This is a genomic window from Alistipes sp. D31t1_170403_E11 (assembly GCF_015553985.1).
Taxonomy (GTDB): domain Bacteria; phylum Bacteroidota; class Bacteroidia; order Bacteroidales; family Rikenellaceae; genus Alistipes; species Alistipes montrealensis.
This window is the reverse complement of the sequence record NZ_JADNHQ010000001.1, coordinates 582,865-603,194: the sequence shown is the minus strand read 5'-3', so window position 1 is coordinate 603,194 and position 20,330 is coordinate 582,865. Positions and strand designations below refer to the sequence as shown.

The 20,330-nt window shown below is 58.1% G+C and carries 15 protein-coding genes; 2 read left to right on the top strand and 13 right to left on the bottom strand.

Features of this window, described 5'->3' with window-relative positions:
* Positions 1-55: 55 nt before the first annotated feature.
* The 11 genes from I2E69_RS02330 to I2E69_RS02280 all read right to left on the bottom strand — a co-directional run bounded on the left by I2E69_RS02330 (position 56) and on the right by I2E69_RS02280 (position 16,745).
* Positions 56-1,252 carry a FecR family protein gene (locus tag I2E69_RS02330; protein WP_195458533.1) on the bottom strand — a complete coding sequence of 399 codons (1,197 nt, stop codon included), beginning with the start codon at positions 1,250-1,252 and terminating at the stop codon, positions 56-58.
* Between the two features lie 139 nt (positions 1,253-1,391).
* Positions 1,392-3,056, bottom strand: a complete 1,665-nt coding sequence (locus tag I2E69_RS02325; protein WP_195458532.1) for a PCMD domain-containing protein — start codon at positions 3,054-3,056, stop codon at positions 1,392-1,394.
* Positions 3,057-3,059: 3 nt separating this feature from the next.
* A complete protein-coding gene (locus I2E69_RS15185; protein WP_229095331.1) occupies positions 3,060-4,274 on the bottom strand; it encodes a hypothetical protein in 1,215 nt (404 codons plus the stop codon).
* A 12-nt stretch (positions 4,275-4,286) separates the two neighbouring features.
* Positions 4,287-5,099 carry a hypothetical protein gene (locus I2E69_RS02315; protein ID WP_195458531.1) on the bottom strand — a complete coding sequence of 271 codons (813 nt, stop codon included), beginning with the start codon at positions 5,097-5,099 and terminating at the stop codon, positions 4,287-4,289.
* A gap of 17 nt (positions 5,100-5,116) precedes the next feature.
* On the bottom strand, positions 5,117-7,249 hold the full coding sequence (locus I2E69_RS02310) for a DUF4493 domain-containing protein (RefSeq protein ID WP_195458530.1): 2,133 nt from the start codon (positions 7,247-7,249) through the stop codon (positions 5,117-5,119).
* A gap of 23 nt (positions 7,250-7,272) precedes the next feature.
* Positions 7,273-9,036 (bottom strand): DUF4493 domain-containing protein, encoded by a 1,764-nt coding sequence (locus tag I2E69_RS02305; protein WP_195458529.1) that lies wholly within the window; start codon positions 9,034-9,036, stop codon positions 7,273-7,275.
* A 21-nt stretch (positions 9,037-9,057) separates the two neighbouring features.
* Positions 9,058-9,858 (bottom strand): DUF4493 domain-containing protein, encoded by an 801-nt coding sequence (locus I2E69_RS02300; protein WP_195458528.1) that lies wholly within the window; start codon positions 9,856-9,858, stop codon positions 9,058-9,060.
* A 5-nt stretch (positions 9,859-9,863) separates the two neighbouring features.
* Entirely contained in the window at positions 9,864-11,621 is a 1,758-nt protein-coding gene (locus I2E69_RS02295; RefSeq protein WP_195458527.1) for a fimbrillin family protein, read from the bottom strand.
* A 216-nt stretch (positions 11,622-11,837) separates the two neighbouring features.
* On the bottom strand, positions 11,838-14,207 hold the full coding sequence (locus I2E69_RS02290) for a PCMD domain-containing protein (RefSeq protein ID WP_195458526.1): 2,370 nt from the start codon (positions 14,205-14,207) through the stop codon (positions 11,838-11,840).
* Between the two features lie 11 nt (positions 14,208-14,218).
* A complete protein-coding gene (locus I2E69_RS02285) occupies positions 14,219-14,389 on the bottom strand; it encodes a hypothetical protein (protein ID WP_195458525.1) in 171 nt (56 codons plus the stop codon).
* 217 nt (positions 14,390-14,606) lie between these two features.
* Positions 14,607-16,745, bottom strand: a complete 2,139-nt coding sequence (locus I2E69_RS02280; protein WP_195458524.1) for a prolyl oligopeptidase family serine peptidase — start codon at positions 16,743-16,745, stop codon at positions 14,607-14,609.
* Positions 16,746-16,879: 134 nt separating this feature from the next.
* On the opposite strand from I2E69_RS02280, the gene I2E69_RS02275 reads away from it, so the two are divergent.
* Positions 16,880-17,488, top strand: a complete 609-nt coding sequence (locus I2E69_RS02275; RefSeq protein ID WP_195458523.1) for an NUDIX hydrolase — start codon at positions 16,880-16,882, stop codon at positions 17,486-17,488.
* A 92-nt stretch (positions 17,489-17,580) separates the two neighbouring features.
* Here I2E69_RS02275 and I2E69_RS02270 read toward each other — a convergent pair whose 3' ends face one another.
* Both I2E69_RS02270 and I2E69_RS02265 read right to left on the bottom strand, forming a co-directional pair.
* Complete coding sequence (locus I2E69_RS02270; RefSeq protein ID WP_195458522.1) at positions 17,581-18,945, bottom strand: FAD-dependent oxidoreductase; 1,365 nt, start codon at positions 18,943-18,945, stop codon at positions 17,581-17,583.
* A 140-nt stretch (positions 18,946-19,085) separates the two neighbouring features.
* The gene (locus tag I2E69_RS02265) at positions 19,086-19,790 is read right to left on the bottom strand and encodes a LytTR family DNA-binding domain-containing protein (RefSeq protein WP_195458521.1); all 705 of its coding nucleotides are present in this window, start codon (positions 19,788-19,790) and stop codon (positions 19,086-19,088) included.
* A 205-nt stretch (positions 19,791-19,995) separates the two neighbouring features.
* On the opposite strand from I2E69_RS02265, the gene I2E69_RS02260 reads away from it, so the two are divergent.
* On the top strand, positions 19,996-20,307 hold the full coding sequence (locus tag I2E69_RS02260) for a hypothetical protein (protein WP_195458520.1): 312 nt from the start codon (positions 19,996-19,998) through the stop codon (positions 20,305-20,307).
* Positions 20,308-20,330: the final 23 nt, after the last annotated feature.

The window sequence follows — 20,330 nt, the reverse complement described above, 5'->3', positions numbered from 1 at the left end:
TGTGGGACGACATCCGGTCTCTTTTTTGCGGGAGACGGGCTGTTACATAGGCAGGTCAGTTTGGGTGGTTAGCAGTCGGGTTATAGTCGATCCGGAAATTTCCGGAACCGTCGATTTGCAGGTTGATAGGGGCTGTGACGCTCAGGATCTTCAGTACTTCGGCGGGATCGTCCTTCAGTTCGAGTTTACCCGAGAGCGTCAGCGCCGCCGCTTCGGGCGTACACTCGATCCGGCAGTCGTAATAGCGGGAAAGGCGTTCGAGGATGTTCGACAACCGGTCGTTGTCGAAGGGCAGGTATCCGTAAATCCAACTGATGTAGCTTTCGGGTTCCACCTCGCGGACCTCCAGCGATTCCGAGGCGCCGAGAACGGCCTGCTGGCCGGGAACGATGCGGATTCCGCGGTCGGATCGTCCGGCGGGGGCCACGCTGACCGAGCCGGAGAGCAGGACGACCTCCTGCGTACGGTCGCGGCCGTAGGACGATACGTAGAATTTGGTTCCCAGAACGCAGACATCCATCTTACCCGTATGTACCGAGAAGGGCCGTTCGGCATCGTGCGCTACTTCCATGTAGATTTCGCCTTCGACGTATATTTCGCGTTTCTGCTTTTCGAATACAACGGGGTAGACCAGCCGCGACCCGGCGTTGATCCAGACGCGGGTTCCGTCGGCGAGCGTCAGCGTGGTCTGCTTGCCGTAGGGAACGACCAGTTGGTTGAACGTCGCAGCCTCCTTTTTGGGAATGGTTTTTTCGGCATTGTTGATCTGGATGGCGGTCGAATCGTAGCGGATCGTCGATTTTTTGGTTTCGAGCAAGAGGGTTTTCTGTTCGGAAAGCACCAGTTGCACCTCCTTCTGGGTAAATACGGGAACTTCGGCCTGCCGGATAAAGGCTTCGATGTCCGGGGCGGTCGACGGTTGCAGTCGGTAATAGCCGGTGACGGCCAGTACGATGCAGGCTGCCGCTGCGATACCGATGCTCAGGCGACGCAGTTGCGGCCGCAGCAGAGGCCGGGGTTTGGACGCTTCGGCGATCCGGGCCATGATGTTTTCGAGGGCTTGGCCGGTGTCGAACCGGGTTTCCGCAAGGCGGGCGTCTCCCCAGGCTTTGTAAGCCCGGAGAAAGGTGTGGCGGTTCGCCTCGGACGCTTCGAGCCACTCCTGCAGTTCCCGGCGTTCTGCATCGGTAAGGGGCGCACCGTCGAGTTGGCGGGCTATCAGTTCTTCAATGGTATGTTCGGGTGTCTTCATTCTATCTATATCACGAACGAAGGCCCTAAAACCCTACCCCTCCCCTCCGGATATTTTTTTTGCAAAAAAAGGATTATCCGGCAAAAAAAGCGGCAGGCCCCGTCGGCCTGCCGCTTTTTCAGATTTGTCCGGACTGTCGTTACTGCCCGGGCAACGGATCGTAGATGAGTTCGAAGTCGTCGACCCACATTTCGCTCTTGGTGCTGCCCGTGAAGTAATCGCCCCAGCGCGAAGCCGAGCAGACGATCATTAGGTGCGTGGGTTCGATGCTCTTGTCGGGGTAGACGATCGGAATGGTCACCTGGGTCCACTCGTCGACATTCGCAGCCATTACATACTCGCCGTAGCCCACCACGTCCTTGCCGTTGGGTTTGAAGAAAGTCGTGACGCTGCGCGTATCGACGCAGAGCGGTGAGTTCTGCGTTCCGCGCATTTCACCCTGGCTGTCTTTGCCGTACTCTTCGGGCGTCCAGGTTCCCAGCGCAATATAAACGATGCCGTTGTCGGGGTCGTCTTTTTTCAAATCGCTGCCGACGGGTATCTTGTCGATCCGGTCGATTTTGCCGCAGGTGTATTTCACCCAGACTTTCAGCGCCGTGGGCCGTTGTTTAAAGGGACGGCCGAAGGTCAGGATGCCGTTGGTTCCCTTCGTCGCGACGTAATCGCCTACGAAAAGGTTGCCCGCAGCGAATTTGCCCAATCCGACGATGTTGACGAATTTCGACTTGAGGTTGGCCCCGACACCCGTGCCTCCCGGTCGCGGGGGACAGCTCTGGGTCAGCGTTTCGCCGCCGATCTTGGCGCCCGGATTACCCGTTCCCCAGTAGGCGTCGGCCTTGTCGGTATAGGGGTAGACAATGTCGTTGACGGTGCTCCACTCCTCGAAACTGCTGTTCGGGACCTGCACGACGGCCTGGGTCTCGAAGAACACTCCTTCGGGCGTCTCCTCAGTCTCGCAGTAAGCTTTTATTTCGTATTTCGTTTCGGCTTCGGCGGCGATGCTGGCCTCGAAATTACCGCCCGAAATGGTTGGCGTGACATCGATCCAGTCCGTATCTCCTTCCTTGCGGTAGCGGAAGCCCATGTCCGTGCCTTCGATGCCTTCGCCGTAGAGCCAGATGACGCGCGACCAGGCGTATGCCTTCAGTTCCACGACTTTGTCGGTGTGCAGCACGTAGAGCAGCCACCGCTCGCTCTGCCCGTGATAGCTGATGTCGACGAAACGCACCGATTCGAAGCTCGTGCCCGTAAGTTCGTCGAGCGAGGGCGAATAGGTGGTGATCTCCTCCGGGCCGAGTTTAAACGCCGTGACGGTGACGTTGGTCAGGTCGGCAGTCTTGGCTACGTAGGCTGTGGCGACGCGGTTTTTGGTGTCGAAGACCGTCGAGCCGATCTGCCCCGAGACCTTGAATTCCCGGGCGATGGGCTGCTCGGCACGGATTGTCCAGGCGTAGTCCTGGTAGATCGACAGCGTGGTGTAGATCGGACTGCGCATATCGAAAGTTCCGATGAGCGGTTCCGACGAGCGGATCTGGCCGATGAGTGCCTCCTTGTCGAGCTGGATGCTGTGCACCGTCACGTCGTAGGTCACCTTCTGGATATTGACCTCGCGGATGTCGGTCTGCTCGTCGAGTGTCAGGGTGATCGTCCGGTTTGCAAGGTCGATCTCCGAAAGGCTGAATCCCTCGCCTTCGATGCCCGTAATCGAGATTTCGACGACGGGATAGGGGATGTCGTTGCGGATGCACGATGCCGAAAGGAGCGTTGCGGCTGCAAAGAGTGCTGTTTTCAGGTATCTGATCATAAATTACTTCTTTTTCTTGTCCCACATGTGTATCGTCATGCCGATGTTGATGGCCGCGATGTTGAGCTTGAACTTCATGTTCGAGGCTTTACGCGAACCGATCTTGTTCCCGGCTTCGTCCTTCTGTGTGACCGAGGTATACTGGATGCCGCCCAGTCCGAACGAAAGCGTGGCGCAGACGTTGGGGAAAATATAGACGGCAGCTCCCGGATTAAACGCGAGTTTTACTTGCGTATTGTCACTGAGGGTCGTTTTCATCTCGTCGCTCGAACTGTTCGGCTGGTAGGAGAACTTCGACGTACCGGTGGACAGCGAGAGTTCGAATTCGGCGAACAGGCCGAAACGACCCTTGGGATCGAGTCCCGCATAGGAGCGGTGGAAGATGCCGAACGAGTAGTTGTCGCTGTTGAAATCGATCTTCGGAAGATCGCCCGAGGTGTCGTTGCTCTCGCCGAAATCGTAGCTGGCGTTGTTGAGTTTGCCGCCCATGTGGTTGTAACCGAAACGGACGCCGAGGCAGTTGTTGTCGCGGTAGAAATAGCCGATGAAGGGTTTGACGGTGGCCATCGTACCGCTGGCGTCGATGCCGTCGATGATCAGCATGATGTCCGTGTCGTCGCTCGACATCGTACCATAGGAGGCTGTCAGGCCCATCATCACCTCGCCTTTATACGCGAACTTGAGCTTGTTGATCTCGCGGTCGATGCGTTGGCGGGTGGGCAAGAACTGCTTTTTGGTGCGGATCGGCGAATCGGCGTCCGCGGCTTTGAGGGCGAGCAGCTGCTCCTTGCCCGGGGAGGATTCCCCGCTGGCTGGAAGAGTCGCTTCCGACGTTGAAACTTCGGGTGCGGGGGCCGCTGCGGTCTCGGTTTCGGCTGCGGGCCCGGCAGGTTCTGCTGCGGCAGGAACCGGAGCCGTGGTTTCGGCTTCGATGGCGGTTTCAGCCTGTGGGGCGGCTGCGATTACAGCGGGGGCGGTTGCCGGCTGTGGAACTGCGGGTTTGCGCGAGGGGCGGCGAGAAGGCGTTGCCGCGGCTTTGGGCGCATCGGGTTGCTCCGGTTCGGCCCGGACTTCGGATTTCGCCGCCGAGGGGGCAGGGGTCTCCGTAACGGCGGCCTCGGTTGCCGGCTGCGCTTTGGGAGCCTCCGTTTGCGGAGGCAGCGCATTGCCGCACGAGAAAGTCAGGATCAGCAGGAAATAAAGTATGCTTCGTGTCATAGTATGCCGTTTTTAGAGATAGAAGGCCATGCCGAGGCCTATCGAGAAGATATTGACCTTGAAGTTCATCATGCTCGAGTTGCGCTTGCCCACAGTGACCTGGTTGTGAACCTGCTTGGTGTGGTTGTAGGTGATACCCATCACACCCACGTTCACTTCGACGGCCATGTTGTTGGTAGCGAAAGCCACGATGCCCGGCGAAATACCCAGCGAAAGGGTATAGCCGGTTTCGTAAGTTCCTTTTACGGGCGAGTCGTTGGCAAAACGTGCCTGCGTGCCTCCGGCCGAAAGCTGCATCTCGTTGAACAGCGCGAAGCGCTTGTTGCGCCCCAGCGGAATGTACTGCCGCCAGATCGCCGCAGCCGAATAGGTCTGCCTGAGCGAGTAGTAATCCTTGGCCACGATGTTCGTTCCCGATTCTTCGTCGCCGAAGTGCAGTTCGGCGGCGTCCAGTTTGAGCAGCGTGCGCGAATAGATGAAGCGTCCTCCGAGGGCCATGTTGTCGCGGAAAGCGTAGGCGATCATCGGGCTGACGCGGAAAGTGTAGCCCTTCGAATTGATGCCTTCGATGATGAGGAACTGATAACCTTTGTTGGTATGGGTCGAGTAGGAGGCCGTACCGCCGAAAATCCACTGACCTTTCGGTACGAACAGGTTGTGCGTATCGGTAAGTCCGCGCTCACGGCGCATTTCGTTGATCGTTTTCGGGCGTTCGTCGGTGGTCGCCGTTGTTCCGGCGACCGTTGTTTCCTGTGCGCGCAGCGCCTGCGCCGTGCCCGTGAGGCACAGCGCGAGGGCGAGCGTGCGGATGAATAGCTTGCGCATCTGCTTGCGTTTAGTGATTAGTATACCCATTCGAAATCATCGACATACATGACGTTGGAAGAACACCCGTCCATATAATCTCCGTAAGCGCTTGTCGAGCACGAGATTACTAACGTGTATTTGCCTTGTGGCCTTGTCGCTTCCTTATCGTAGTAGAGAAGCGGAATTTCGGCAGGAACCAGCGTGTCGCCCTCGGTCGATTCGTGTATGGGCAGAATGCCGTAAGCGATAATCGCGCCCGAACCTTCGAGATTCGACTGGTCAGCGGGGTTCCACATGCCGCTCGGAGTGCTCATACCCGATACTACTTCGCGGCGGGCGGACCAATCCACGATGCAGACAAATATCTGGCTGAAATCGTCCTCCCCGATTGCAAGCGGACCATTGTGCTTGTTGATGTTGACTTTGCCTACTGTGGCGTGGTATTTGACACTTAATGCCTTAGGCCGAGCCGTATAGGTGTATTCCTGTCCGAATCCGACTGTGCCGGGGCCCGTGAAGCCTGAAAAGACGAACGTGCCGAAGAAAAGGTTTCCGGCGGCCAGGTTGCCCAGGGTCTCGCTGGCCGTGAGTTTGGCGCATTGCCTGCCGCCCATTCCTGTATATTCGCTTGCAAGACAAAGTCCTGCTTTCATCGAGTTGTTTCCGCTGCCCCAGGTCTCCGTTGACGTGTTATCGATAGTGAAACAACTCATTGAACTGTTTTCCATATCGCCGCCGGGAATGATTTGTCCTGCTTCCGTCGTGAAGTCCGTGGTATAAAGCGTATCGCCGATAACTGCCCGCGATTCATAGCTGTTGTTGGCGAAAACGCCCGTGCCGGCAACCGGAGTGTAGACTGTCAGTCCAGCGTCGTTGGTCGACTCGGTCCAGCCGGCGTTGAACGCGGCTGTATAGATGCCGTTGCCGGCGCTTACGCCCTCGGCGTCGGTCCATTGTCCGTCTTTGGCACGCAGCCCGAAGGTTGCCGTCGTGATGTCCGGATCGAGGATCAGTGCGCGCAGCGTGATGCTGTTCGTCCAGAGGTCGTAATCCGCCTTTTCGGTCGGCAGGATACCTTGCAGGCGATATTCCGAGATGGCCGAGGCTTCGGAATTGGCGGCGTCGGCGACACGGATGGTTACCGGCTGATTGCCGCCCGGGCGTCCGGCGAAGAAGGCGTCGGAAAGCGTGACCGTCAGGCTGAGATCGTTCTCCTTGACGACATCGATACCTTCGGTCGTGCCGTTGAGCGCGTCGTAGGTATTGTTGCCGATGCTGATTTCGACATCGCGGACTGCCGCCATCGTCGTTATCATATAACGTTTCGGGGCGGTCTTTCCGGGGATGAAATCCTGGGGTTGGCTCATGTCGAATCCGTCGCTTTCGATGGACGGTTCGGGGCTGAACGGGAACGTGTCGTCGTGATCGTCGGTCGAGGTGTCGACCTTGACGACGAAACATTCGATGAAGCCCGGCAGGTCCTTCGAGAATTTGAACGAGACGCTGTATTTGCCGCCGGCCTGCACACCCTCGAATTTGCTCGTTTTGGTGATTACGCCGCGTTCGGGGTGGGTTCCTTCGAAATACGTCGTGAGCGTCGTTACGCCTTCGGGCATGGTGAAGTAGCCCGTGCCGTCGGCTAGGTATTTCAGTGCCGGGACACTTCCTGCCTCGGCTTTTTCTGCGTCGAACGCCTCGGCGGCGACTACCCATGCGTGGAAATTCTCACCGAAAGCGGTCGGAACTGTAGCGTCGAATTTTACTTCGGCGACGACGTTCTGCCGTTTGCATTCGACTTCAGCGACAGTCGTCTGTCCGGCCGCCACCGTAAAGTTCTTGTCTCCTTTGTAGAAGCGCTTGGTGAACGATGCGGGGACTGTTTCTCCGGCCTCGACTTCCACCCGGTATTCGCCTGCGGTGAGTTCCAGCCGTGTGGGAAGCGTCGCTTCGGTATACTGGCGGAGCAGTTCGTCGCTGCCGCGGTAGATGCGTACGAGAAGGTGTTGCAGCGGGTCGTACTCCCCGTCGGCTTCGGCGCGCGTGGCCGAAACCCGCATTTCGAGTGCTCCCGTGTCGCCTGCGTCGGTGCTTCCGGCCCCCTCGTTCGAGCAGGCGGCGGTCAGCGCGGTGCACAACAGCAACAGCATATATGACAGTTGTTTTTTCATGATTCGTCAACCTTATTTTAGGGCTAGGGAACGTAAAGCATCAGGGTCTTTTCCGTCGTCTGCCCTGCATTGTCCGTAATCGTAAGTACAAAGTCGTTGTTACACTCGTTGGCAACCATGAACAGCAGCGATACGAACGGTGTGATGGAGATCGTGGGAAGCACGGTCTTGTCCTTTACCTCTTCGTTGACGGGGAATCCGAACTGCTTGAGAGCGTTGGCGACCTCTTCGGGCGAATTATGGCCTGCGCCGGGAACGTCGCATAGGTCGAATTCGGCGGGGATACCAACGCTGAGCAGCTCTTCGGGCGTCAGTTTCTCGGAGACGATCTTGACTACGAGCGATTTGATGCCGGCTTCGGCTGCGATGTTGATGTCGATGGGGGTATCCTCGCTTATCGTGTATCGCTTATCGATGTCATATCCCTCCCAAACGACTGTCGGGGCGTTGTTTTCATGCTCCGGATCGACGATAAGTGTCAGCGATGCCGAGGAGGTAAGGCCCTTGGCGTCGGTCATCGCGAAGGCGAAGGTATGCGTACCCTCGAAACCGGGGTAGAGTTGTTTCATAGCGCCTGCGATGTCGAAACTCTTCGCCTTTGCGCCTTTCAGGTCGTCGCCCAGCGGGAAACCGAGGCCCGATAGAAGCGTGTAGGCGGGATCCGACGAGCCGATCGCGCAGAGGTCGAATGCGGGGCCTCCGATGGAGGCTACCATCCCGGTCAACTGGGCGTTGTCCGAGGAGATCGTCAGCACGAACGATTCGATGCCGTTGGACGAGGTGAGGTCGAACGCGAACGGCTGGGTATAGTTGCCTTCGGCGTCGAACATCGAAGCCATGAGCCGGAAGGGTTTCGTGAGGTCGTATCCGGGGCATTCGAGGGTCGGGGCGATGGGGAAGGCGGGTTCTTCGTCGTTGTCGGGGTCGCCGACCGGGATTTCGTCGTCCGCTACGAAGCCGTCGACCGTGATATCCAGTTTGATGTCGCCCTTGTCCGAGTAGGTGATCACGATCGAAAGTTTGCGCCATTGCCCGGCTTTGACATCGGAGATCGTCTTGTTGATGCGCACGGGGGTGTCGGGATCATCGGCGAAAGCGCCTTCGAGGTGCAGTTTGAGCGTGTTGCTCTCGGCCTGCGGCAGGAAATAGGCCGCGCGGGTCTCGGACTTTTCGAAGGTCATCGCCGTCTCGCCCAGCGTGACGGTCGACTTGGTGGCGTCGGTGAGTTTGTCGGCGAGGTCTTTCGAGCACATCAGCGTTACCTTGATGTTGTTCAGCGTGCAGACGATCTCGTCGATGGGGGTGGTTTTGTTCTTTTCGATCGCAAATTCCTGCGAACCGAAATAAACGGGGTGCTCCCAGGCGGCGGCCTGCATCGAAGCGGCCTCTTCCGAACGGACCTCCATCGTGTAGCTGCCCACGGCCAGTTCCAGGCGGCCCGTCTCGTTGATCGAGGCCATCAGGTCGCCGTATTTCTCCTTAAGCACCGACTTCTTGGATGCGTCGAGGATCTCGACGATATAGGCGTCGACATCGGGCTGCGCTTCGTCCGCACGTGTCTGGGGCTTCGCTGTTTCGTCCGACGTGTCGCCGGGCTTGGTCTCGGTATCTGAGTCGATCACCACGCGCATACTCATGTCGGCCAGTGCCAGGTAGCCTTTCGCGTTCGGGTCCGGGGGTGTCGTTCCCGGGTCGTTTTTCTTGTAGGCGGGATCTTCGTTCACACAGCCTGTCGCGAGCAGCGCCGTCGCTGCGAATGCGGTCAGAATCTTGGAAAAAGTTTTCATATCTCGGTATTTTTATTTGCGTTATTCGATGGCCCCCTCGTTCAGTTCGAGGTCGAGCTCCTGCGTTTCGGTGTATCCTTCGCCCAGGGTGATGGTCAGCGTCGCACTGCCGGCTTTCTTGGCGTCGAGGGTGAAGATGTGGCGCGTGGCTGGGCGGGTCGCTTCGAGCGGTTCGGGCGTGAAGGTGTAGAGCGGGCCGTCCGACGTGCCGTCCTGGCTCTGGCCCCGGGCCGTACCTTTCACGGTGAGCGTCGTCCCGGCCTTCACCCAGACGGACTCCTCCTCTTCCCCGTCGCAGGGGCGGAACGTGAATTCGCCGCCCGATCCGGTCGTCAGGGTGAACTCGGCGTTGTTGTAGTACTTTTTGAAAGCCTCGGTGGCGCGCACCAAAGCCTGTGAATTGCAGACCTTAGCCGTGATCTTTGCGTCGCAGACGCGGCGGGGCTGGACTACAACGTCGACCGAACCTGCGTAATAGGCCTTGTCCAGACCTTCGGCTTCGGGATCGCCGTGGGTGATCGCAACCGTGTAGCCGCCTTCGACGAACGTGTAGGCCGTCTCTTCGGCGTTGTAGGCCGCAACCGTTGCCCACGAGCGGTCGAAATCGGCCCCCGTGATGCGCAGGGCGAAGTCCTCTCCGGCGGGTGTTGCCGCTGCACGGGTCATCTCCTGGGCAGAGGCCGTCGACGAATCGATCGTGAGGTCGGCCTCGCAGGCGATGCGGATCGTACCGCCGTCGCCCCGGGGCGTCGTGTCTTTCTCTTGGGAGCATCCTCCGGCTGCGATGGCCGCCGATGCAAGGATATAAAGCAGTTTTTTCATGGCGGTTATTCGTTGACGATGGATACTTTTACGTTGTCAATGTAGACGTAATAGAAATAGGATCCAGAGAAACCGCCATCGCTACCATAGGCCACCCACGCGATGCGTGATGCATTCGTGCAGGTTGCGGTGAAGGGCGTGACGGACTGGTCTACCTTATCGTAAGAGCCGTTCGTATTGGTCGTTATGTTACCGACCTGGTTTTCGACGCTGGCATTGGCGCCGTTGACGAGTCCCGCTGTTGTGGACGTTCCGTATTTGAGTTTCGGTGCGCCCTTGTTGGTCGAACCGCTGTAATCGAAGCTTATCTTGACGGAAACGCTCTTACCTTCCTTGAGGCCCGAAAAGGGTGCGGAATCCATACGGGCTTCGTAATCGGCAAATACGAAGAGTCCGCCCTCGCGGTGTCCTACGATTCGTACACTTTTGCCTGCCGAACCACCTACACGCGCTGCTGACCAGCCCGAAAGTCCCGGGATCCAAATGGCTGCTGGGTCGTTGACTCCTTTGGTCCCCTCATTGTCGGAGAATGTGGTTATATTGCTGAAATCCTCCGCCAGCAGATAGGGTACGGCGAAAGCGGGTGTCTCGTTGGCCTCCTCGGGTTTGATCGTGCCGATCTGTAATGTTCCCGATACGACGGCGCTTTCGGATTCGTAGGCTACCTCGACGGTCTGTCCCGAAAGGTTGTCGGTCCACGACGGTTTGAGGACCATCGTGTAACTGCCGTCGGCGTCCGGCGTAAATTCGCGGACATTCGAACCGTTGTCGAACAGCGAACCTTCGGGAGCCGTGAGGGTGATTTTTTTAACTTCTTCGCCCAGCGTCGCCGTACCTTTGTCCGCAGGCAGCGAGAACGTGAGGCGCGTATAAAGGAGGCCGATGGCGGGAATGTTGTAGGCGATCGGGGTGGTGTGGCCCGCAGCGAAGTTCTTGCCCGCGATGTCGCGCGGTTCGGATTCCCCGACCTCGCAGATGGCGGTGACGGTTACTGCTTGATCGGCGGAGAGTTCGGTCGGCGCGATGACGGCGAAGACCACGTCGCCCGCATCCTTGGGCTCGTCGAAACGCAGCGTCAGCGTGCTGCTGCCGCTGGTAAGGGTCGGTGCGGCATCGGGTTTGGCCGCGTCTACGGTCATGCGTCCAGTGACGGGCTGCGGGAAGGCCAGGGTGATTTCCGAGACTTTTTCGCCGAGGTCGTTCTTCGGAATGCGGATTTTCAGCACGTGGACCTTGTGGCGGAACTGGAATTGCACCGTATTGCCGGTGTCGTCCTTTTCCAGGGCCGGGGCTGTGACAGGTTCGGCGACCATCACATCCCAGTCGCCGTTGAACGCACCGTTCTGCACGGCGGGGATCAGGTAGGTAGCCTCCGTGCCGTTGCTTTCGGCCGGAGCGGGCGATACGGCATAATACGTATAAGTGTCCTCAGGCATCGGTGCGATGTTGCCCGTGAACCTGGCCGTGTTGTAGGCGGCGTTATAGTGGTAGAGTTTGAAAACCTGCTTGTCGAGTGTAGTCTCCGACCGGGAGTTGACAGCCCAGAGGGCGATCTGGTCGTCCGACGACCATTTGACCGATACGCCGTCTTCGCCGAGTTCGGTGCGGGTTTTGTCTTCGGATTCGATGTCGATCTTCGGGCCGGAGCCTACCGATACGCTGATGGTTCCGGTCGCGGGCCGGGGGTCTGCATCCGAAAAATCGGAGCATGACGCGAAGGCCAGAGGCAGCGCGAGCAGAATTGTCCGGAAATTTATTCGCATAGAGTAGAGTCTTTTATCTGAATGTGTGCAAAAATAGGCACGCATTCCGTTTCCCGGAAATAAATTCAACGAACGCCATGATTTTCATCATGAACAGGTTGCTTTTTATCTTCTCGTACACCCTGTTTCGGCGTATGGAAACGACAAACCTCCCTGCCGGAGACAGGGAGGTTTGCAGGATTGTCCGGAGCTTTGCTCCGGGCGGTTATCGGGCTGTTAGTATATCCACTCGATATCCTTGACATATAAATCATTCTCTGTGCCGTTCAGGTAATCGCCATAGCGGCTGGTTGCACAAGAGATGATGATAGTGTAGTTTCCGTCCGGAGCGGCAGCGTCCTTGTCGTAGTAATTGAGCGGAATGTTCAGCAGCGTGTCGGAGTTGGCATTCGCGTCGGGGTAGGCTACGCCGTAGGCGATCAGACCGCTTTTTTCCGCTTCGCTCAATCCATACAGGGATTCGGGATTCCATACGCCCGTCGGGGCCGCTTTGTTCCCGGAGGCTACATTGTGCCGGGCATTCCAGTTGATAATACATACGATAATGCTTGCCTGGTCCTGCCCCGAGGTAATCGAGGAATGGTAGGAATCCTCCCACTTTTTGTAAAATCCGCTTCCCGTAACATCGAATGCCGCTTTGTAGGTCAGTTTCAGTCCTGTCGGACGGGAGGTGTAGGTGTATTTCTGCCCGAATTCAACCGTGCCGGTCTGTTGAAGCAATGCGAATTGGAACCTGCCCGTAAATAGGTTGCCCGGGGCCAGAATTCCGATCAGTGAATTCTTCCGTCCCTGCATGTAGGCATACGGAGAGGAAAAAGTACAGAGAGTTGCGGCGAACGTATTGTTACCGCTGCCCCAGAAGGTAGCTTTCGAACTGTCTTTCGTGAAACAGGTACTGCCCGATGTGAAACTCTCGATCACGTCTCCGTCGGATTGTTCCGGCTTGAACGTTCCCGTTTCTTCCAAAGCGCCGTCGACGAAAAGTTCGTATTCGTAGGTCTTCTGTGCGAAGACTCCGGCGTTGGAATTCGGAATGTATATCGTGTGTCCGCTGTCGTTCGTCGTCTGTGTCCAGACGCTTTCGGCCGTGATAGCGGCTTCCCATTTTCCGTTGGCGGCGTCGACGGCCGTAGCGGTCAATTCATGCCAGTCGGATGTGCCTTTTACCTTGTAATTCAGCGAGACCGACTGTGCCTCCGGATCGATGGCATGGATCGACAGCGTCGCCGTATTGGCCCACAGGTCGCTTGCCGAACACTCCACCTTGTTGCACCTGAAAACCAGGGATTGGGTCTCCGTATTGCCTGCCAGGTCGACGACCGTGACGTTGAAGGCGTGATCGCCGTAGATCAGGTCGCCCAGTCCGTCCTTCAGCATGGGAATCATGGGAACGAGCCGGGTAATGTCGAACAGCGTGGATTTTTTGTACTGGATCTGGGTCGTGCAATGCAGCCCCAGGTTGGAATAATTGATGCCGATGGGCAGTTGGGTTTCGTTGAACAGGTCGAGGCGTCCGATTTCCATGGCATTCAGGGCCGGGGAAACTACATCCACGTACAACTCCGCAATACCCGCCGGGGCGTTGATCGTGATTACCGCGGGGTAATCGAGTTCCATGTCGCCGTTTTCGTCGAGGATTTCGTGCGGTATGTCCATATCCTGTCCGGGCCAGTCGAAGGAGGGTTTTTCGATCTCCGTGAAAGTCGGGACAGAGGTTCGTTTCAGGCGATAGAGCTCGCCGGCCGCGAATTCGGGCAGGCCGGAGAGGTCGATGCTCCCGATTTGGTCATTTGCCGTGATGATGTCCAGTTTCAGACTTTCGTATTGGCCTTCCGGCAGGTTGAAATAGGCGTGCAGGTTGTTCAGCGCCGGGGCCGTACCTTCGTCGAAAGTCATGGCAATCACGTTCGACGTTACCGGAATTTCGTCCTGGGTGCTCATGTCGAGACTGCCTGTGCCGTCGGTCGAGCTGTTGAACCGGGCCGAAGCGATGGGATGGTTCTCATCGGCCGTCAGCAGCAGCGCTTTTACCTGGTCGCTTCCTCCGGAGATTTCGAATTTCAGGATCGAGGTCAGTCGCTTGAGGGTGAAATTCAGCTCTTCGGTCGCCGGGTCGACGGTCTGGGTCGCCGTGGTGATCAGCGGATCGTACCGGTGGTTGAAGTTATTGCCGTCCTGCGTGCGCAGGTTCCCGAAGGGAATCTTGAAGTCACTGCCCGAGTAGGAACTTTCGATGTGGGGCGAGAAGGCATGGAAGTTTTGCGACCCGGGTGTGATTTCGGTTGAGAATTTTTTGGTTGCACTGCTGTAAGTCGCCTTGGCGGGTGTATTTCCATAGAGCAGGGTCATCTCATTCCCGTCGTCCCAGCGGGATACGAACGTTCCGTCGCCGATGTGGATGCTGGTGCGTGTTTCGGCTGCGGGGGCCGAACTGCTGCCGGTATCCGGGTTCTCGGCGGTAAATTCGATGCGGATTTTGTCGCCCGTTTCGGGGCTGTCGGGATTCTGTTCCTCGATACCGTCGGAACAGGCGGCCACCGCTGTCATGACAGCGATAACCGGCAACGTGCGGAAGATTTTTTTCATGGTTCCGCCGTTTAATAGTTGTAGGAGTCGTCGTAGGACGAGAGTTCCGTTACTCCTCCTCCTCCGTTTTCGGGATCGCCGCTTCCGGCAAATCCTTTTTCTACCCGTACGTCGATTTGTTCAATCAGGGGTGCGACATACCGCAGACCCCCTCCCTCTCGGTTGGTGGTTACTTTCTTCATAGTCAAAATCTGTTAATTGCGTCGAAAGCAAATGTAGGGAGGTGATGGGTCAGATGAAAATAAATTCAACGAACAAGCCGATCTTTTCAACGAACAGACCGATTTAAAAAACAACGACAGGGCTGAAATGCTGTAATAAAGAGCGTATTTGTGTATGCGAATAGCGAAAAAGGGCCGTCTGAATTCTCAGACGGCCCTTTTCAGGTCGGATCGGCTGCTATTTTACGTACTTGTCGAGCCAGCCGAAGAATTCTCGGTTCCAGACCAGCGCATTCTGGGGTTTGAAGACCTGGTGCGCCTCGTTTTCAAACGCTACGAGCCGCGCCGGGATGCCCAGCACGCGGGCGGCCGTGAAGGCTTCGAGCGACTGGGTGTAGGGGATGCGGAAGTCCTTTTCGCCGGTGAAGATCAGGATCGGCGTATCCCACTTCGAGACGAACTTATGCGGCGAGTTGGCATAGGAACGTTGTGCCGTGGCGTTTTTCGTGTCCCAGTAGGGGCCTCCGTAGTCGTTGTTGACGAAGAACAATTCCTCGGTTTCACCGTACATCGAGTCGAAATCGAAGATACCGCAGTGGGCGATGAAAGCCTTGAAGCGCTTCTCGTGGCATCCGGCGAGGAAGTAGACCGAGTAGCCGCCGTAGGAAGCGCCCACGCAGCCCATGCGGGTTTCGTCGGCCCAGGGCTCTTTGGCTACGTCGTCGATGGCCGCGAGGTAGTCGCGTATGTTCTGGCCCGAGTAGTCGCCCGAAATCTGGTCGAGCCACTCCTGTCCGAACGAGGGCAGGCCGCGGCGGTTCGGTGCAACGACGATATATCCTTGTGCGGCCATCAGCTGGAAGTTCCAGCGGTAGCTCCAGAATTGCGATACGACGCTCTGCGGACCGCCCTGGCAGTAGAGCAGGGTGGGGTATTTCTTCGCAGGGTCGAAGTCGGGAGGAAGAATCACCCACGTCAGCATTTGTTTGCCGTCGGTGGTCGTCACCCAGCGTTTCTGCACCTCGCCCATTTTGATGTGGTCGTAGACGGGTTTGTTGATGGCTGAAATCTGCGTCAGTGTGCCGTCGGCGGGATTCACGTCGAAAAATTCCGTAGCCATCGAGATCGTGCACAACTCGGCGGCGATCGTCTCCCCGGCCATCGTGAAGGCGTTGATGTCGTGGTTGCCCTTGGTGAGGACCTCCACTTCGCCGACCGACGGTGCGACGCGGCAGATCTGATGCGTAGCCTCGATCGGGGCGATGAAATAGAGGCGGTCGTTGCCGCTCCACACGACGTTCATGGCGTTGTAGTCGAAGTCGGCGGTCAGATCCTGCATATCGGCAGTCGTGCAGTCGTAGACGAACAGGCGGGCTTTGTCCGACTCGTTGCCCGCACGGCGCTGCGAGAGGAAGGCGATCTTGCGATCGTCGGGCGACCAGACGGGGTATTTATCGTAGCCGACCATTTCGGCCAGGTCGAGGCAGGCCTCTCCTTCCGCAGCAGAATTGCCGGTCAGGGGTTTACAGATGTTTTTGGTTTCGCCCGTCGCCAGGTCGTAGACGAAGATGTCCGAGTCGGTCGATACGGCGTAGGCGGTTCCTGTCAGCGGCTTGCAGGTGTAGGCCAGCTTGTCGCCGGCGTTGCTCCAGGCGATCTCGGCCATGTCGAAATAGGGGGCCAGCGGAGCGTCCCATGCAGCTTCGGCGCCGATGATGTCCACGCCGGGCTTTATCTCTTCGGGACTGAAATCCCCGACGAAGATGTGCATGTATTCGCCCTCGTCCCAATAGTCCCAGTGGCGGGCCATCAGGTCGTCGTAGATACGGGCTTTCGACTTGTCCATGTCCTTGTAAACGTCCGACGACCGGCGGTCGGCGACCTGTATGCGCTGCACGTACCACGCTTTGTCGCCTTTGGGGCTGACGCCGAAGCCTTCGATGTCCTTATCCAGATCGGAGAGCTGTTTGGCATTCGCGCCTGCGGCGGTCATCTCCCAGACCTGCATCGAGCCGGAGCGGTCCGAGAGGAAGTAAATCCGGCTGCCGTCGGCGCTCCATTTCGGGGAGACGTTGTTCGACGTGTTGTCCGTTAGGCGCGTTACGGCCTTCGAGGCCAGGTCCTCGACCCAGATCGTGGTCACGCCGCGGTTTTCGGCCATGTTGTAGTCGGTCTGCTGGTAGAGAAGCGTCGTGCCGTCGGGCGAGATCGACGAGCTGCCTGCGCGGCTCATCTTCCACATCACCTCGGGGGTGAGACGCCCGGCGGCGATCTCTTCGGCCGTCAGCGCATTGTCGATCTTCAGGGGTTCGGGGCGTTTGTTGCATCCGCCCAGTCCCACAGCTGCAATAGCCATCATCAGGAGAATTTTTTTCATTTTTTGAGGTTTCTTATGTATATTTGGTGTCGTTACGACACTTTTATTTGTCGGGAAGATTTTGCAAACCGCACACAAATTGGGTTTGCGCCCATCTGCCTTTTTTTGTATCTTTGCCATCAAATCTTTCGAACATGAACCGTACCGTCTTTTTTGCCGATAAGGCCGTGATGTTCACTGCCGAAGCCCCCGGCGGGGCCTGGTACGTCGTTGCGACGGCGGCCGGCGGCGGCATATCACGCGCCAAGATACTGAATTTTCTCGAATCGAACAACTCCGTAGCCGTCGTTACGGACGATCCCGACGCGGCTTTTGCGGCCTTTGCCGGGGAGTTTGCAGCGGTGGAGGCTGCGGGCGGCGTGGTGGTGAACGACTGCGGCGAATGGCTGATGATCCACCGCAACGGGCGCTGGGACCTGCCGAAAGGCCATCTGGAGTGCGGCGAACGCATCGAGGAGTGCGCTGCTCGTGAAGTCGAGGAGGAGACGGGCGTAGCGGCCGAAGTCGTGCGTCCGCTTTGCGAAACGCTGCACGCCTATTATTTCCCGAAAACCGGGCGCTGGGAGTTGAAGCGGACCCATTGGTACGAACTGCATACGCCGGGGTGTGCCGGACTGACGCCCCAGACCGAGGAAGGGATCGACGCCGTGGCCTGGTGTACGCCGGAGGAGGCTGCAAGACGGGCGGCCGACTGCTACCCGACGGTGCGGAAAGTGCTGGATAAGCTCCGGGCGGCGAAATAGATACCCCTTTTTTAAAATAGGCAGGCGATGCGGTAATACCGCATCGCCTGCTGTCGTTTTTTTTGAAATGCTTTGTTTGTTGTTTCGGCCTTTTAGGCGAACAGGTCGTTGAGCGATTCGCTCATGCTCGGATGCGTGTAGACGGAGTTGCTCAACTCGTGTGCCGTGACGCCTTGTTTCATGGCCAGCGCTACGGTGTTGATGACTTCGCTCGATTCGGCCCCGAAAAGCGTGCAGCCCAGGATCAGGTCGTTGTCGGCGTCGATCACCGCTTTGAGGACCCCTTCGGCCGAGCCCAGGATGCGGGCCCGGGGGAATGCGGCGACGGCGATTTTCCGGACCCGGATATTGCGGCCTGCCTTGCGGGCCTCCTCTTCGTGCATGCCGACGTGCGAGAGTGGCGGTTCGATGAAGACCGAATAGGGGATCGGGCCGCGGTTAGCCGTGGTGCGCGCTCCGTCGCCGAACAGTTCGTCCCGGATGATCCGGTAGTCGTCGAGCGAAACGTAGGTGAATTGCAGCCCGCCCGTCACGTCGCCGATGGCGTAGATATTCGGGGCCGTGGTGTGCAGGTGTTCGTCCACGACGATCGCTCCGCGGTCGTTGGTTTTGACTCCGGCCGCTTCGAGGTTCAGCCCTGCGGTGGCGGGTTTGCGGCCCGTGGCCAGCAGCACGGCGTCGGCTTCGATCAGGGACGCTGCGCCGTCCTGCGAAACAGCGACGCTGACGCCTTCCGCCGTGTCGCGGAAGGACTCCACCTTGACGTTCATCCGGAACGAGACGCCCTTCTTCTCCAGCACCTCGCGGACGGCCTGCGCGATGTCGCGGTCCTCGCGCGGAATCAGCTCCGGGAACCCTTCGAGCACCGTGACCTCCGAGCCGAAGGAGGCGTACATCGACGCGAATTCCAGCCCGATATACCCGCCGCCGACGATGACCAGCCGGTGGGGCAGTTCGTCGAGTTCCAGGATCGACGTACTGGTGTGGACGCGTTTGCTTCCGGTGATTCCGGCAATGGGCGGAAGCACCGTTTCGGCTCCGGTGTTGATGACGATTCGTTTTGCGCCGATCTGCACGCTTCCGTCGGCGCTCTTCACCTCTACGGTTTCCGGCGAGAGGAACCGCCCTTCGCCCGTGTAAACGTCGATATGGGGATCGTCGGCCAGTTTGTGGAAGTTTTTGTCGCGGAGCAGGCCGACGAGCGCGGTCTTTGCGGCGACGGCCTCCTTGTAGTAGGCCCGGCGCTGTTCGAAGGTGAGCGGATGACCTGCGGCTGCGAGCCCGGCGCTGTGGATCAGCGCCTTGGTCGGTATGCAGCCGACGTTGATGCAGGTTCCCCCGTACATTTTATCCGAGCGTTCGACCATGGCGACGCTCCAGTCGTGTCCGGCCAGTTCGGCGGCGAGGGTCTTGCCTCCTTTGCCGAAGCCGATGATGATGGCATCATACTTTTTCATAGCTTCCCGTATTTGATGGCTCCGGTTGCCCAGGGCAATATTTTATGGTATAAAGATCGCCGTTTTGCGACTGCCGGGCAATGGCCGGAATGCCGCATGTGTTGGCTATATTTCCCGTATGGCAAATTTCGTGCTGCGGGCTACGCCTCCGCGGCGGTTTTGAGCCGGCGGCGTACGGCTTCCCGGTATTTGCGCGAGATTTCGATCGTCGTCCCGCCGATCTCCACGTGTGCCGGGCGGCAGTTGCCGAGGCGCGCCGTGTTGACGATAAAAGAGCGGTGGATGCGCAGGAAGCGGCTGTCCAGCTGCGCTTCCCATTGCGAAATACGGGTTTTGGTCCGGTAGGCGTCGCCGGTGGCGGTATGAATCCATACCTCGTCGTCGTTTGATTCGATGTAAAGGATTTCGGCAGGGTCGAGTGTGATTTTCCGGCGGTCGGAGACGAAACTGATCGAAGGGGCGTAAGGCTGACAGCGTTCGAGGTAGTTTTCGAGAACCATTTCCGGGGCGATGAATGCTGTCAGTATCAGCAGGATAAAGGGCGGGTTAAGCAGCAGCCCCGGCATTTCGCCCTCGCCGGCCCCGAGCACCAGCGCATGGCCCAGTATGAGCGAGAGGTATTCGATGCCGAGGATCGCCAGCGCGAGGTAGACGGCGTTGAGGATTCCCTGTCCGCGTTTTTCGAACGACAGTTGCGGCACGAAGTAGCGGGCCGCGAGCATGCCGGGCAGGAACAATACACCGAGCAACAGGGCATCGGCGAAAAGATACCCCAGCCCGGTGAGTACGAGGGCGATGACGAGTGTGGCCGCGAGCCACCAGGCGATGGGCAGAAACTGTTTCATCCGAAGAATCCGTTTCTACAAATATAGGTAAATTCTGCCCTCGGTGTCATTGCCCGGCTCCGTAAAAAATGCTTCCGGGGCCGATCGGAGGGATTCGACCGGGTAACAGCAGGATTCGACGGCCTGTTTTTTCGCTGTACGGCGGCTTTGCGGCGTATCTTTGCAATACGGGAATAATCCCGCAATGATTTAAAACTTTTGCGTTATGTTCGATTTGTTTCTTCAGGGCGGAACATGGATCATGTCGATCCTGACCGTGGAATTGATTTGTCTGTTGTTTGCCGCGTGGAAAGCTCCGGCATGGGTCAAGGAGATCGGCCTGCTGGTGTTGGTGACCGACCTGATCTGGCAGTTAAAAGGGATGTTCAATGCTACCGAGGTCGTGCAGCAGGTAGGCGATGTCCCTTTGACGCTGGTTGCCGGCGGCTTGAAGGTATCGTTCATATCGCTGATTTACGCGCTGCTGATCTACGCCGCCTCGCTGGTGATCCGCATGTTGCAGAAGCCGCGGATCTGACCCGGGGCGAAACCGGGTTTTGC

Excerpts from the sequence above, each read along its gene's own strand:
- I2E69_RS02270 (WP_195458522.1), bottom strand. The coding sequence starts at position 18,945 with ATGAAAAAGTATGATGCCATCATCATCGGCTTCGGCAAAGGAGGCAAG.
- I2E69_RS02265 (WP_195458521.1), bottom strand. The coding sequence starts at position 19,790 with ATGAAACAGTTTCTGCCCATCGCCTGGTGGCTCGCGGCCACACTCGTC.
- I2E69_RS02300 (WP_195458528.1), bottom strand. The coding sequence starts at position 9,858 with ATGAAAAAACTGCTTTATATCCTTGCATCGGCGGCCATCGCAGCCGGA.
- I2E69_RS15185 (WP_229095331.1), bottom strand. The coding sequence starts at position 4,274 with ATGACACGAAGCATACTTTATTTCCTGCTGATCCTGACTTTCTCGTGC.
- I2E69_RS02330 (WP_195458533.1), bottom strand. The coding sequence starts at position 1,252 with ATGAAGACACCCGAACATACCATTGAAGAACTGATAGCCCGCCAACTC.
- I2E69_RS02305 (WP_195458529.1), bottom strand. The coding sequence starts at position 9,036 with ATGAAAACTTTTTCCAAGATTCTGACCGCATTCGCAGCGACGGCGCTG.
- I2E69_RS02280 (WP_195458524.1), bottom strand. The coding sequence starts at position 16,745 with ATGAAAAAAATTCTCCTGATGATGGCTATTGCAGCTGTGGGACTGGGC.
- I2E69_RS02325 (WP_195458532.1), bottom strand. The coding sequence starts at position 3,056 with ATGATCAGATACCTGAAAACAGCACTCTTTGCAGCCGCAACGCTCCTT.
- I2E69_RS02260 (WP_195458520.1), top strand. The coding sequence starts at position 19,996 with ATGTTCGATTTGTTTCTTCAGGGCGGAACATGGATCATGTCGATCCTG.
- I2E69_RS02285 (WP_195458525.1), bottom strand. The coding sequence starts at position 14,389 with ATGAAGAAAGTAACCACCAACCGAGAGGGAGGGGGTCTGCGGTATGTC.
- I2E69_RS02290 (WP_195458526.1), bottom strand. The coding sequence starts at position 14,207 with ATGAAAAAAATCTTCCGCACGTTGCCGGTTATCGCTGTCATGACAGCG.
- I2E69_RS02295 (WP_195458527.1), bottom strand. The coding sequence starts at position 11,621 with ATGCGAATAAATTTCCGGACAATTCTGCTCGCGCTGCCTCTGGCCTTC.
- I2E69_RS02315 (WP_195458531.1), bottom strand. The coding sequence starts at position 5,099 with ATGCGCAAGCTATTCATCCGCACGCTCGCCCTCGCGCTGTGCCTCACG.
- I2E69_RS02275 (WP_195458523.1), top strand. The coding sequence starts at position 16,880 with ATGAACCGTACCGTCTTTTTTGCCGATAAGGCCGTGATGTTCACTGCC.
- I2E69_RS02310 (WP_195458530.1), bottom strand. The coding sequence starts at position 7,249 with ATGAAAAAACAACTGTCATATATGCTGTTGCTGTTGTGCACCGCGCTG.